Annotated in this window: 16 protein-coding genes; 7 read left to right on the top strand and 9 right to left on the bottom strand. The window is 41.8% G+C overall.

What is annotated here, in order from left to right; translation table 11 throughout:
- Positions 1 to 22: 22 nt before the first annotated feature.
- From N477_RS16445 to N477_RS16430, 4 genes are all read right to left on the bottom strand, one after another.
- Complete coding sequence (locus tag N477_RS16445) at positions 23 to 484, bottom strand: hypothetical protein (protein ID WP_155731930.1); 462 nt, start codon at positions 482 to 484, stop codon at positions 23 to 25.
- A 66-nt stretch (positions 485 to 550) separates the two neighbouring features.
- Complete coding sequence (locus tag N477_RS16440; RefSeq protein ID WP_063362624.1) at positions 551 to 1678, bottom strand: YHYH protein; 1128 nt, start codon at positions 1676 to 1678, stop codon at positions 551 to 553.
- Positions 1679 to 1800: 122 nt separating this feature from the next.
- The gene (locus N477_RS16435; RefSeq protein ID WP_063362625.1) at positions 1801 to 2235 is read right to left on the bottom strand and encodes a nucleotide triphosphate diphosphatase NUDT15; all 435 of its coding nucleotides are present in this window, start codon (positions 2233 to 2235) and stop codon (positions 1801 to 1803) included.
- A gap of 130 nt (positions 2236 to 2365) precedes the next feature.
- A complete protein-coding gene (locus N477_RS16430; protein ID WP_063362626.1) occupies positions 2366 to 3850 on the bottom strand; it encodes a bifunctional 2-methylcitrate dehydratase/aconitate hydratase in 1485 nt (494 codons plus the stop codon).
- 217 nt (positions 3851 to 4067) lie between these two features.
- Here N477_RS16430 and N477_RS16425 point away from each other — a divergent pair, with 217 nt between their 5' ends.
- Positions 4068 to 4541, top strand: a complete 474-nt coding sequence (locus N477_RS16425; RefSeq protein ID WP_063362627.1) for a hypothetical protein — start codon at positions 4068 to 4070, stop codon at positions 4539 to 4541.
- Positions 4542 to 4588: 47 nt separating this feature from the next.
- On the opposite strand, the gene N477_RS16420 is transcribed toward N477_RS16425, so the two are convergent.
- Together N477_RS16420 and N477_RS16415 are read right to left on the bottom strand one after the other, a co-directional pair.
- A complete protein-coding gene (locus N477_RS16420; protein WP_155731929.1) occupies positions 4589 to 5068 on the bottom strand; it encodes a hypothetical protein in 480 nt (159 codons plus the stop codon).
- Positions 5069 to 5220: 152 nt separating this feature from the next.
- Positions 5221 to 6138, bottom strand: a complete 918-nt coding sequence (locus tag N477_RS16415) for a LysR family transcriptional regulator (protein ID WP_063362629.1) — start codon at positions 6136 to 6138, stop codon at positions 5221 to 5223.
- Between the two features lie 85 nt (positions 6139 to 6223).
- Here N477_RS16415 and N477_RS16410 point away from each other — a divergent pair, with 85 nt between their 5' ends.
- A complete protein-coding gene (locus tag N477_RS16410; RefSeq protein ID WP_063362630.1) occupies positions 6224 to 6997 on the top strand; it encodes an SDR family NAD(P)-dependent oxidoreductase in 774 nt (257 codons plus the stop codon).
- A 12-nt stretch (positions 6998 to 7009) separates the two neighbouring features.
- A complete protein-coding gene (locus N477_RS16405) occupies positions 7010 to 7750 on the top strand; it encodes a carboxymuconolactone decarboxylase family protein (protein WP_063362631.1) in 741 nt (246 codons plus the stop codon).
- Between the two features lie 52 nt (positions 7751 to 7802).
- Here N477_RS16405 and N477_RS16400 read toward each other — a convergent pair whose 3' ends face one another.
- On the bottom strand, positions 7803 to 8666 hold the full coding sequence (locus tag N477_RS16400; protein ID WP_063362632.1) for a serine hydrolase domain-containing protein: 864 nt from the start codon (positions 8664 to 8666) through the stop codon (positions 7803 to 7805).
- 266 nt (positions 8667 to 8932) lie between these two features.
- On the opposite strand from N477_RS16400, the gene N477_RS16395 reads away from it, so the two are divergent.
- From N477_RS16395 to N477_RS16380, 4 genes are all read left to right on the top strand, one after another.
- Positions 8933 to 9409, top strand: a complete 477-nt coding sequence (locus N477_RS16395; RefSeq protein WP_063362633.1) for a low molecular weight protein-tyrosine-phosphatase — start codon at positions 8933 to 8935, stop codon at positions 9407 to 9409.
- A gap of 134 nt (positions 9410 to 9543) precedes the next feature.
- The gene (locus N477_RS16390; RefSeq protein WP_063362634.1) at positions 9544 to 10245 is read left to right on the top strand and encodes a CTP synthase; all 702 of its coding nucleotides are present in this window, start codon (positions 9544 to 9546) and stop codon (positions 10243 to 10245) included.
- 74 nt (positions 10246 to 10319) lie between these two features.
- Entirely contained in the window at positions 10320 to 10964 is a 645-nt protein-coding gene (locus N477_RS16385) for a 2OG-Fe(II) oxygenase (RefSeq protein ID WP_063362635.1), read from the top strand.
- Between the two features lie 178 nt (positions 10965 to 11142).
- The gene (locus N477_RS16380; RefSeq protein WP_063362636.1) at positions 11143 to 11466 is read left to right on the top strand and encodes a hypothetical protein; all 324 of its coding nucleotides are present in this window, start codon (positions 11143 to 11145) and stop codon (positions 11464 to 11466) included.
- Here N477_RS16380 and N477_RS16375 read toward each other — a convergent pair.
- Both N477_RS16375 and N477_RS16370 read right to left on the bottom strand, forming a co-directional pair.
- On the bottom strand, positions 11463 to 12755 hold the full coding sequence (locus N477_RS16375) for a sensor histidine kinase (RefSeq protein WP_063362637.1): 1293 nt from the start codon (positions 12753 to 12755) through the stop codon (positions 11463 to 11465). The genes N477_RS16380 and N477_RS16375 overlap by 4 nt on opposite strands.
- On the bottom strand, positions 12755 to 14086 hold the full coding sequence (locus N477_RS16370; RefSeq protein ID WP_063362638.1) for a sigma-54-dependent transcriptional regulator: 1332 nt from the start codon (positions 14084 to 14086) through the stop codon (positions 12755 to 12757). Before N477_RS16370 ends, N477_RS16375 begins: the two co-directional genes overlap by 1 nt.
- Positions 14087 to 14130 lie beyond the last annotated feature (44 nt).

Below are 14130 nucleotides of genomic sequence, written 5' to 3'. Positions count from 1 at the left end.
AGCTGCTCACCATTAAGTTAGGCTAAAATACTCTCTCACCTTGTTTTTTCGAGGTCAGAACAAATGCTTTTTTCAGTCCTAACCGTTTATATTTCGCGGTTATTTCTACAGAGCTATGCGCCTTATCACCGTAAAAAACATTATGGAATGACAGGTTCTTCGTGTGATCCACATTCATGAACTTACCCATAACAATAATTTGGTCTATCTCACGGCCATTGCCATGGTGAGACGCTTGAGGAGACAACATCAATCCCTCCAAATACTGGATTTGTTCACCCTGTTGCATATAGATGCCAGCCAATACTTGCTTGAAAATAGCCTCTTTTCCCTGCTTAAACTCAGTGAAAGACAGGTGTCTATCTTTATCTGTATCCGCCGCTAAAAAGTTAGATGCCGATAGCGATATCACGGTATAAACACCTGTTTCATCGAAGTTAAGCGTACCACGCTCAGCGACCATAAGGTGTGCATTAGCAGACACGCTGAACACCAAAAAACAAATACACCAAAAGTGATTTTTAAAGTAAGTCATTACATCTACCTCTTTTTATATTTCACCTTTCACACAACGCTGAAAATATGGATAACTGTCCGTTGCATAGTAATGATAAATGCCTTCAGGAAATTCAGGTGTTACCCCAAAACGCCCATTACACTCGTCTAGATCTCCACTACCCGCTACGTATTCCCAATCCTGTGCAAAGGTGCCTAACGCATAGACTAAGGTAGATGGTCGATTGCTGCTGACATTTTCAACCAGTTGATAGCTACCTGTGATCACTTTGAGCGCGGACTGTGCATCATCAGAATCGCTATAACCATATCGCGCATAAATTGGAAAGCCATCTGCCGCCCAACCAATTAATGTCATGGTTGTGTCTGAGCCACCGCGAAGCGCTATAAACCCTTCTGGCATGCCATGGTAATGATATGATCCATCCGGTTGCACATGAGCGTTATTATCATCGGTACCAAAATCAAAGCTCGTTTGACCCAACGCTTCAATGCTCCAGTTTCCTGTATTCCCCACAAGCGAACAATCATTGCCAGAGTCATCACAGGAGCCAGCTGTATTGGCATCAATTTTTACACCATTCAAAACATAACCCGTTGCACCTCTTGGGCCACCGAGCGTTGAAGTGGTCTCAGTTTTTGTTGGTGTTAGCGAGTAGCTGATTGACACTGACGTTTCACTGATCGTATTTGGATTGCCTGGATTTGGGAAAGTACCTGTTTGGTGGTCAGGAATACCATTTGCTGTTAATGTTCTCGCACTGCCTGTGCAATTCCAATCTGCATTACTTGTCGCTTGGACCGATGCAGAGTCATTAAACTCATTATAGAAATAATCACATAACACACCGTCAGTTGAACCTGATGTCGCAGCAGTTCCATTATCAACACCATCTGAGCTATCCGTGCTGTCACTCGTATCGCCTGAATTGTCAGTGCTGGTACCACTCGTCGTGTCTGATGTTGAAGTGTTGCTGCTGGTATCTGAAGTGCTATTCGAGCTACTAGATGTACTGGTATCTGCTGTGTTATCTACACTTTGCTGTGTAGTTGACTCAGTTTGTGTGTTATCACTACTACTGGAGCCACACCCTGCCAACATCAACATAGTCGCACTTGCTGTAAGTACAGATATATTATGAACAATTGAACATTGCTTCATATCAAACACTCCCATAGAAAAAGAAACTGTCGTCACCAAATATGGTTAACTATTGCTGTTTTTTTGACTATAAGAGCTGATTGTGCAAACAGTGTGCAATAAAATAAATAATCTAAACTTCTTTATTTAAGGGAAATATACTCACTTTTTGATGTCGAAAGTTCAGTGTTTTCTTTGATTAAATTCACCATAGGAATAAATAACGGTTTTGGTAAGTTATCCCAAGTAAACCACTGCCATTGCTTGCATTTATGCGGTTCTAAAATTTGTGCCTCTCCTTCATCACATCGCGCCTCAACAAATATAGTGATGTAATGCTTATCTTCACGCTCAAAAATATCATTAGTGAAACCAACTTGTTTGACATCCACAACCGTTAATCCGGTCTCCTCAAGTACCTCACGGACTGCACAAGACTCAATACTTTCGCCAAATTCCAAATGACCACCTGGTGTTGCCCAAGTGTTTGCGCCATGGGCCCCAATGCGTTCACCCAATAAAACTTGATTGCCTCGCTTGATAATAACTCCAACCCCGACTCGAACTACTTTACTCATGGGATTTCCTTTTATAAATGAGTGGAGCTGGATTTTAACTCTCTAAAAGACATAGGCAAGCAAATATTGCGTTGTAACTCAGTTAAAATCAATTCCAACTGAGTTATGGTTCAATTGAGCAAACCGCCGCTTAGATCACCCACAAATCCATGAATCGGTTTACCGGTGTTTTTAACAGTCGATGTTTATCAGCAAACAAATCAATAATTTGATTGCACTGGCGTTTCGGAAAACGAGTTTCCAAGTTTCGTTTGAATTTAGCTTTTAATACCGGAATGCCTTCTTCGCGGCGGCAGCGGTGGCCAATTGGGTACTCCACCTCAATTTTGTCAGTGCAACTTCCATCATGAAAATAGATTTGAATCGCATTGGCAATTGAGCGCTTGTCAGGATCATGATACTCCTCACTGTAACGCTTATCTTCGTTAATCACCATTTTACTTCTAAGTATATCGATTTTAGGGTGCTGCAAATGAAACTCGTCTTCATAATTTTCAGCACTCAATGTGCCAAACAATAAAGGGACTGCGACCATATATTGCAAGCAGTGATCTCTGTCAGCTGGGTTTGCCAACTCACCTACTTTAGAAATAATTCGAATCGCAGATTCATGAGTTGTTATTTCTATACGTTTTATTTCATCAACTCGGTTTAAGACTTGCTTATGAAGTATGACAGCTGCTTCACAAGCAGTTTGCGAGTGAAACTCTGCGGGGAAACTCAGTTTAAAAAGAATGTTTTCCATCACATAAGCACCATAGTCCCTTTGGAAGCTAAACTTTCGCTGTGCTTGGGGCTTCAAAGCGAGATCTTTATTCGTTTGACTAAAAGATACATCATAAAACCCCCACTGCGGCGCACTCAAAACCCCCGGGATGCCCATTTCTCCCTTAATCGACATATCAGCTAACCTTACCCCTCGAGAGGTCGCATCCCCTGCCGCCCAAGATTTCCGTGAGCCAGCATTAGGCGCGTGTCGATACGTTCGAAGTGATGATCCATCTACCCACGCTTGAGAGATAGCAGCCATGACTTGCTCTCTATCGCCACCCATAAGATCAGTTACAACCGCAGCTGTAGCAACACGCACAAGTAATACATGACACAAACCAACGCGATTAAAACTATTCTCTAACGCCAGTACACCTTGCACTTCATGTGCTTTAATCATGGCAACAACAACATCTTTGATAGTCAACGGAGTAAGCCCAATACTCATCTTTTGCTGAGATAAGAAATCTGCAACTGCCAAGACCCCCCCTATGTTATCCGAAGGATGCCCCCACTCAGCCGCTAACCATGTATCATTGAAATCCAGCCAACGGATAATACACCCGATATCCCAAGCCGCTTTTACAGGGTCTAAAGTAAACTGGGTGCCCGGAACTCTTGCACCGTTTGGTACCAAAGTCCCTTTTACCAATGGCCCCAGATGCTTTGTACACTCTGGAAAACTCAAGGCTAGTATTCCACAACCTAATGTATCCATTAAACAGTAGATAGCCGTATCAACCGCTTCTTGAGACTCAACTTTATAATTTATAACGTAATCGGCTATGTCCTGAATTTCCTGATCGTAACTTGGGCGGTTTGCCAAATCGACATTTGCACTCATAGTGCCACTCCTGTGGTTCGCTGTTAGATGATTTTCATGCCAAAAAGTAATGCATTGCATAACTCAATCGCAAAACGAAAGGCTGAGGTATACTTTTAGTTAGTGTAAGGATATGCACCACAACCTTTGCAAATGATATTTATTTTCATTATCATTTGCAAACAGCGATACAGCAGTGATTTAAATGCTTTGATGTATTATTAGAAAAAGGATAAACATGTCAGCCCAACTACTTACATTGGTGTCGTCCACTAACTCAGATTCTTTGACGATAAAATACAATCGATTGATAGACAGTGCACAAACTGCATACCTGTTTGGTCATCAAGAAAAAGCAGCTAACTGCTATCAAGAGGCATTTAAAATTAGTCTCAAAATTTTACAGCAACCAAGTGCAAATAGAGTGTCGATTAACCGAATAGTTGAGGTGTGCAATTACTGCTTTGATTATTGTCCAATTTTTAATGAATCAGATAATTTTTGCTTCTTAGAAGCCGCTGCAGATACGCTAAGCAAATTGGTGCGAAGCCAAAGGGAATTAAAAATAAGAAAAAAAGCCTTAGATGGGTTGAAGAGTATTGCTTGCTTGGCATGTGAGCTTGTCCGCTTTAACCAAAGTATTCGCTGTCAGGTTATTATCGATCAATATGTGAAATTAGAATCAACACATGCTAGATATTTATCTCATTGAGTAAAACATTAAAATGGCTGTGCCAGAATCGAGCACAGCCTATATAATTAACTAAAATTAACCGTATACGCACCTATATAAGTTTGTTGATTACCCACTTTTTTACTTAAACGACATTCTAAACTGTAAGCTGTGCCCACATCTCTACTACTGTCACCAATCGTACTTGCAGAGACAGACTGATATAAAAACCCTGGATAGCTAGATAGGGTAAAATCTTTCTTTAATAAAGTGGGCTTAATTGCATAATGTGACCAATGTCTACGAACTAAACTACAATACACAGTACGGTGAGGTTGGTGCCAAATATCTAACCCCTGAAATTTTAAACCGACTTGGTTGCGAATAGGACATCGGATCATTAAATCATGAGTCAAGGAGGCGTTTGTCACACCCGCCTCTTCAAAAGCAATCTCTCCATACCCCCCAACCTGCTGACACTCTGTTGGATCAACAGACACTCTTACTTGCGCACTTGCTGCAAAAGACAGTAATAATCCTGATACTAATAATATATGCTTCATCATGTTTCCTTCATTTCAACCTTCACAAGAAAACACAATGATTACATAAAAATTACAGTTAATTTATATTTATTATAAATAAAAAACGCACCAGCCATTCATACAAGCTATTAATGGCTTGTTCTCTACTCCTCTAAATTTGAAAGAGACTTCACTCAAAGCATCAGTGCTGCTGAAATTTTTTGCGCAAAGAAATCTATAAATACGCGTGATTTTTGTGCGAGAAACCCTGTGTTTGGGTAAACGGCATAAATATCAGATTGATTTAATTTCCACTGCGGTAACACTTCAACGAGCGTCCCTTTTTGTAAATGGGAATAGGTAATAAAATCTGCCAGCAGCGCGATACCAGAACCATCTAACGCCGCAGCCAATAATGCTGACGCATCATCACACATGAGTGTGGGTGTAATCTCGACTTTTCTCGTGACCTTGTCCTTCGTTAATTGCCACTTTTTGCCTTGAGATAAATGCGAGAAATGTAAACATTGATGGTTTTGTATATCGGCAGGCCACTGAGGAACACCTGCCTGTGCTAAATAATCAGGCGAGGCTACCAAGCGTCGTATATTGGGGGCGATCCGTTTAGCGCGTAAGCTTGAGTTACTTAAGGTTCCAATCCTTATTGCAACATCAATATTCTGCTGCATTAAGTCCTCAAAGTTATCCTTTTGAATAAGCTCTAATTTAAGTTTGGGATAACAACGTAAAAATTCTCCCAAATATGGACTGATATGCAAACGCCCAAATGTATTGGGAATACTGACTCGTAAAGTGCCTCTTGGCTCACTATTTTCGCTCGCCATATCTTGCTCGATAGAGTCCAATTGAGACAGCACGCCAGAGTAAGCCTCTAAATATCGCTGTCCAGCTTCTGTGATATTGACTTGTCTTGTTGTACGCGTGAATAGTTGCGTTTTTAATACTGATTCGAGCTTTTTTATCCTGCGTCCAAGAGTCGATGGCGATAACTCTAAAACCTGAGCAGCAGCAACAAAGCTATCAGCTTGCGCTGTGGTCACAAATGTACTGTAAAGGCCCAGTAAACCTTCATCTTTATTATAGCGTGTCATGCAATTCAGTTCCTTATAACACGATGATTATCCTCACACCAATCTATTGTAAAGTGCATACAACTTCAAACAAACAGGTAAAAACATGCTAGAAGGAATTAAAGAACATGCATTTTTAGTTACTGGCGCAAGCGCAGGTATTGGACAAGCAACGGCGGTTTTGCTTGCCAAGCTGGGCGCCAAAGTGACTATTTTGGCAAGACGTGAAAATGAGCTATTGCAAACGTTAGAGATGCTCAAACCCTATACGAATAACGCAAGTTATCTCGTCGCCGATATTAATCAGCACAACGTACACCACCAAGCAATCGAGCAAACGGTTGCAAATTATGGCCGGTTTGACGGTGCTTTTAATAATGTAGGCACTATCGGAAATTTCGCTCCGTTACTAGAACAATCAGAAGCCGACTTTGAGCGCACTTTAACCACAAATACCAAATCTATATGGCTCGCTGTACAAGCTCAAGCTCGCTACTTTAAAGAGCAGCAAAGTGGTGGCGTTATCGTCAATACCTCTTCTTGGCTTGCAAATGGTGGGCTGATCGGGTCAACCAGCTACTCAGCAAGTAAAGGCGCGCTAGATGCTTTTATTCGCCCAGCGGCTCTTGAGTTAAGTCAATACGGAATACGGATCAATAATATCAACCCTGGAGGTATTGATACTCAAATGACACGAAAAGCATTTAATCATGACGAGACAGTACTTCAGCAGTTTGCAAATCAGCACCCCAGAGGTTGCTTAGGCTCCTGTCTGGACGTTGCTAATACTGTCGCATTTTTACTGAGTGATGCGGCTGTGAACATCACGGGTCAATCCATTACTGTCGATGGCGGTTATGCCATTGCAGGTCAACGTTAAAGGAATATTTTAATGACAAAACCACTGTTAATGACGCTTTTTTTCCTATTCATGACAACCAGTGCACAAGCACAAAACATTAATAATCTCAGCCAACGCGCGTATCGAGATGTCTTTGAACATACGCAATTGTCAAAAAAAGAGCAGTCTCTTGCTTCTATCGCACTATTAATCGGCGCTAATCAAGAGCAACTCGCTGTGACAACAATTCAAGAGGCACTAAATGCCAAAACATTGACCCCTCAACAAATAATTTCATTGCTTGCCCAGCTAACCAGTTATGTGGGGTTTCCAAAAATAGCGGCGATCACAGAAGATTTACCGAAGAAAATACAAAAAGCGCAGATAAAGTTGCCAAAAGATACATTGAACATACGCCATGCGGTGGGTAAAAAATATTATGAAAAGCTTGATCCAAAAGGATATCAAGTCATAAACGCGGCGTTTGGAGATACTGCACCTCAGCTAATCGCCACAACATACCCTTTATTTGGTGATGCTTTTTCCCACCAAGCACTTACAATTAGAGAAAAGCAGTTAGTGACTGTCAGCTGCCTCACTGCACTTGGCAATGCCCAGCCACAATTGGGTTTTCATGTTGGTACATCGTTGCACGTTGGTTTAACCGTGAATACGCTCTATGATATCGCGACTATCAGCCAATATTACTCTGGCATGCCAAGTGCTTACAATCTTGCTCTTGCGATTAAACAACATACCGAGTCACAAAAGCAAAACCCATATGCAGAATAAAAACCATGTGTCGCACTAATTTACTGCGGCACATATTACTTGAGTGACTCACTTAGAACCCATTTATAGCAAGCTGCACAGCTTTATTTTCAACCTCTGCTTGGTCTTGCCCTTGAATAAACACGGCTATGGTTTTAGGACTCTGCTGTTTAAAATGATGCACCGCAATGACACTCCCCGGTCCCATTCCTGTATGCCCTACAGTATGGAGACTATTATCATCATTGCACATTAGCCCCAACCCAATTGCCGGATGAGTCCAAGGACGCTCGCCCACATCGACATTCAATGGCAGCATAGACTGCATTTGCGCAAGCGCTTGATTACTCACAACATCTCCATTGAGTAAGTAATGTAAAAACAATGCCGCATCTTTCACAGTACCGGCTATCAAACCATGATAGCACCAGCTGGGCTCGTAACCATCAACACTGCCTTCTAGCAGCTCAAAAGCCTGCTTATCTGTTACTAAGTGCGCACTACTTAAACCCAGCTCTTTAACTAAAACATCATTAATTAATATTGCAAACTCAGTATCATAAAGTCGCTCTAATTGCTGTCGTAAGAATAAATATCCAACATTCGAATAACACCAGCCGTCTCCAGGCGAATACCGTAGTGCATCTACATCGACTTTTTCTAAAAGCAGCTCTATCGGCCAAGGCTTGTCATTATTAGCAACTGCATTATGATACTCAGGCAAAAAAGAGTAATCTCCCAAGCCAGAACTATGGTTCAATAATTGTTTATATGTGAAAGGCTTACCCGGATAAAAGTCATCCAATTTTATTTGCCCAGTCGCAGTTAAACGCATTACTAGTGTGGCAATGACACTTTTAGTAAAGCTCCACCAAGGCACCATGCCAGCTCCACGCTCCAAGGCGGACCCATTTTCATCTATAACACAGTAAATCATCCAAGCTTTTCTCTATTAATAAACAACATATTATTATGTATGACTTCTTTAAGATAAATAAATTAAGTGTGCTAGATTTAGTTTTATGCAAGGGTAAAAGCATAAAAACCAACCATCAACTCGCAATAATTTAATACAAACCCATAATTATATTAAATATTTAGTATTATGATGAATTTATCTCACACCTACTTTTATTGCTCAGTTGAGAATGTTAGTTTATTAGTCTGTTTAAAGTGATAGCTCAATATTGATAGGCAAATACCATGACCACACATAGTACTATTCAAAATATCCTAGTTGTTTGTATGGGAAATATTTGCCGCTCTCCAACAATGGAAGCCGTCTTAAAAGCCAAAGCGGATACACATAATCTCAATATTGAAATTGACTCTGCTGGAACCATCAATTACCACCAAGGCAATGCGCCAGATAAACGCAGTGTGCAAGCAGGTAAAAAACGCGGCTATAGTTTTGCTAACATGCACTCTAGACAAGTTACACAAAACGACTTTGCAGCATTCGATCTTATCTTGTGCGCCGACAAGCAAAACTTATCAGATTTAAAAGCCGTTTGCCCCTCTGAGCATGCAAACAAACTCCATTTATTTTTAGAGTATGCGGGCGCAGAGCAACAAGAAGTGCCCGACCCTTACTATGGCCAAGGTGATGGATTCGAGTTAGTACTCGATTTGATAGAAAATGCCAGCGAGCGCATAGTAGAGCGTCTATTAAGATCATAATACTGACTGCATATATAACAAACTTTACAACTAATAGACTGTATTACCCAAAATATCAGTAGGCAAAACTGGATGATTTTGCCTATACACAAAAATAAAAATACCAAAAATAAGCCCAAGCTTAAGGAAAAGAGATGAAAGAACTATCCCTCGTTTTAATTGGAGATTTTGACCCTTCTGTACCTGCCCATCAAGGGATCCCACTCTCTTTAGATATCGCAGCTGAGGACCTCAAGCTCAAAGTAACAGCCACTTGGCTTGGTACTGATAAAGTTAAAGACACGGATCTATCGCAATTTGATGGCATTTGGTGCGTTCCTAAAACCCCATACGCCGATCCAGATGGCGCACTGATGGCTATACGCTATGCAAGAGAAAACTTACTGCCATTCCTTGGTACATGCGGTGGCTTTCAACACGTGGTTGTCGAATACGCGAGAAATGTCATCGGTTGGTCGGATGCTGCACATGGTGAGTCGGAACCAGATGCGAGCAGGCAAGTCATCTCGCCACTTAGCTGTGCGTTAGTCGAAACAACTGAGCAAATCAATCTATTTGAGCACAGTCAATTGGCAGGTATTTATGGCACACCAAGTATTCATGAAGGATATCGCTGTCGCTACGGTTTAAATACAGCTTTTCGTGAAGCCCTACTTCAAGGCCCTTTAGTTGCATCAGCAGACGACGATACAACTGAAATTCGCGCTGTAGAATTGACAATACACCCGTTTTTTATTGCCACACTTTTCCAGCCTGAGCGCGCTGCATTGAGTGACAAACGCTCTCCTCTTATTGCTGCATTTGTTAATGCCTGTGCGCAAAATCAAGGTTTATAAGCCTAATGGTAAGATACGCTTGCCTTTTTAAGCTTGATTAGGTAAAAAGCCACCTCATTATCTGGAGGTGTGAATTGTCTGACTTTGACATTGAAAACATATATGCGCAAATAGCCGATGATTTGCGCTCAACTGGCTTAAGCATTATAGAAAATGCCGTTGATCCCAAAATTATCCAAGCGCTCAACGAACGCATTGCAAGTTTAGAAGAAGATACTTTTCAAACTGCAGGGATTGGTCGTCAAAGTGACCACGAAAAAAATGCCCAGATCAGACGAGATAAAATTCGTTGGCTTGAAAAAGGCAATGCGCAAGAGGCCGGCTACCTAGATGCGATGGATGAATTAAAAAGCTACTTAAACCGCCGTTTATTCATGGGGCTATTCAGCTATGAAAGTCATTTTGCACATTATCAGCAAGGTGCCTTTTACAAGAAGCATCTCGATGCATTTAAAGGCAAAGCTAACCGAGTTCTCACAACGGTCTTTTATCTTAATGAAGACTGGTGTACTGAAGACGGTGGCGAACTGGTCATTTATCAGGCTGAAGATCATGACAAAGAACTGTGCCGCGTTTTGCCAAAGCAAGGTACATTGGTGACTTTTTTAAGTGACGAATTCCCTCATGAAGTGTTAGCGGCCAATAAATCCAGATATTCAATTGCGGGGTGGTTTAGAGTTAATGCCAGTACCGCTGCGCATATCGACCCGCCACGTTAATTTGTTATAAGTAAAAAAACTACCCTCTTATCGTGTGCAAAGATAGTAACCACTATCTCTGTACACTATATGTGTACGATATCTAGCCATATTCCATGCCTCTACGTTTCATTACAATATTTAACTTTTAAATGGCAGCTAATACAGATATCTTGGCAAAAAATTTAAGGAAAACACCATGTATAAATTGCTACTACCCATTCTGATGTTGAGTTTATTGTCAGGCTGTATATTCGTATCAAAGGAGGTGCAATATTATGACGAGCAATGCCATATTACTAAACGCAAACATGTTTTAAGCACAGAGCAAATGGCTTCGCTTGGAAATTGCTCAGGCAGAGCGTGTGCCATGGTGATGGCCGGTGCTGGCATCGTCTCCGCTGCGAGTCTTGTGGTTTCTGGTACCGTTGTTATGACTCAAAACACACTCTCTTGGCTTGAGCAAAGTAGAGGATGTGAAACATTAGATGCAACTAATCTTGAGAAAAGTACACAATCTTAGTAAGGAAAAACAACCTCAACTTTGAGTCCGCCTTTTGATCTATTGCGGATAAAGATCTGGCCGTTATGCGCATCGGTAATTTCTCTGCATAACGCCAATCCCAGCCCCGTTCCACTGGACTTGGTTGAATAAAACGGCAGCAGTGCATTGGTCAACACAGCTTCACTCATGCCTGGGCCTCTATCTGATATCGTAATTTTAATGCCTTCGTTGGTTGGATTGACACTCAGTGCTATCGCGTCAATATCAGTCCCAGACTCATGGGCATTTTTTAATAAGTTAATTAGTAATTGTTCTAGCTGCCCTTTATCTGCTGAAATCACCTCAACATCACACGACACAGTAAAGGACCACTGCATTTTCAGTGCGTCCAATAAAGGGGCGAGTACAACAGGCTTTATCTGTGGCGCAGGCAACTTTGCAAATGTGCCATAGCCTTGGATAAACTCACATAAGTGCTCAATGCGTTCATCAATCGTGCTGAACACGCGATTGAGTCGCGCTTCATCAAGCTTATTGGCAATAATTTTACCACTGTGCAGCATGGATGAAATTGGCCCCAAAGAGTTGTTCAACTCATGACTGATAACACGTATGACCTTTTTCCATACCGCTACTTCTTGACGGTTTAACTCTTTTGTTAGCTGCTTAAAAATAAATAAATTATGGGGCTGATTATTTAATAAAAGTTTACCCACTGTGCTGTGCCACATTTGCTCCTCGCCAGATGAAGGGGTGACACTCACTAACCCATCGGTCCCCTGCTCTATCGCATGAATGATTTCTCTCGGGGTCTCTGGACAAAGACTTTTTATCGACTTCCCCTCTAATGCTGTTGAACTCGCCATGAGCTTTTGAGCGCTTGGGTTAGCAAACACCACTGTTTCATTTTCATCCACTAAGAGCAGCGCTTGCGGTGCACTTTGCAGCATTTTGTCCAACATCATCTCTCGTTGATACAGCCACTGCTTTTCGTTTCGTAATTGCTTCGCGGTTTCATTGTATAAGTGACACAAGTCCCCAAAACTGTCTTTTGACTGGTAAGCTAATTGATTTGAAAAGTCACCGTCTTTAAAATTCAAAAGGCCAATCTGAAGTGCATCGAGTGCTTGCAAGAATGAGCTAAAATATAAACGTAACAATACACAGGTAAGTATCCAGCTAGACACAGAAGTCAAAAACCACATTAGCCAAGAAACAAAAAATGCCACGGGTAAGCTCGCCAATAGCGTGCTTATAGCAATGGCGATACAGGATTTTTTAGTTAACGCCTTTTGGGTATTTTCCATTAATAGTCGATTCCGTGCTTTTGCAAACGCCGATATAAAGCTTGGCGACTCATACCAAACTGTCTCGCTACCTTGGCTATCACCCCTTCGCATTGATGCATTGCCTGCTGCAATTCTTGCTTTGAAGGCTCGTGATTATGTATCTGCGTGGTCTGTGTCTGAACTTGAGTAAGCCCAAAATCTGCGGCATCTAACTCGCCTTGCGGCTTTAATACGCCTGCGCGCTTACAGGCATTTTCAAGTTCTCTCACATTACCCGGCCAGCTGTGTGCACAAAGTGCTTTTTCTGCACTTAATGACAATACTCTCTGTGGTAAAAAATGGTGCACCAAGGGAAGGATGTCATCGGTTCTTTGCTTTAAATTTGGTAAGTTAATTTCAATCACATTTAAGCGATAATATAAATCTTCACGAAAACGCCCAGCGGCAATATCATTCAATAATTGCGCATTGGTTGCCGATATAACACGTACATTTACTTTGCGTGTTTCAACCGAACCAAGTCGCTCAAACTCGCCGGTTTGCAACACACGAAGCAGTTTCATTTGGCCTGAGAGCGGTAAGTTGCCAATCTCATCTAAGAATAACGTACCGCCATCGGCCGCTTCAAATCGACCTATGCGCTGCTTATTCGCTCCCGTATAAGCGCCCGCTTCTGCGCCAAATAATTCAGCTTCAATCAGGCTATCAGGCAAAGCCCCTGCGTTTACGCGAATAAAAGGCTGATTGACTAACCGAGAGTTTGCCTGAATGATCTCGGCCACCTTTTCTTTACCACTGCCATTTGCGCCCGTAATAAGCACCGACACATCCGACTTGGCCACTTGCAGTGCCATTTCAACAGCGCGCTGCATCGCTACGCTTTTATAAATTAAGCCGCATAGTTGCGCATCTGCGTTAAAGTCTGATCGCTCTTGCTCTTGACGGTGCAGCTGTTGACTATCTTGATTAGCTTTTCCAAGTGCGATGAGGTTAGCAACGCTTATCAGCAGCTTTTCGTCATTCCAAGGCTTTGCAAGATAGTCAGCAGCGCCTGCCTTAACTAAGGAAATAGCCATCTCCAGCTCTGTCCACGCAGTTAATAGAATAATGGGCAAATTAGGGTTGATAGCGCGAAGCTGATAAAACAGCGCTTTGCCTTCTTCACCTGAGGTCGTATCCGCAGAAAAGTTCATGTCTTGAATAGCTAAATCAATGCGCTGGTAACGCACAATTTGCTCTGCTTCAAAAGGAGATGAAGCAAGCGCAACTTGATAGTCATGTAATTCAAAAAGTAGTGACAATGACTGCAAAACCGCAGGATTATCATCAATGATCAGTATTTTATCCATGTGCTTATTTTTATTATGTTACACCCCAATGAGTGTAACATAAT

It is taken from the genome of Pseudoalteromonas luteoviolacea H33-S, from assembly GCF_001625695.1.
Lineage (GTDB): Bacteria > Pseudomonadota > Gammaproteobacteria > Enterobacterales > Alteromonadaceae > Pseudoalteromonas > Pseudoalteromonas luteoviolacea_B.
The sequence above is the reverse complement of the archived record's forward strand: the minus strand, read 5'-3'. Positions and strand labels throughout refer to the sequence as shown.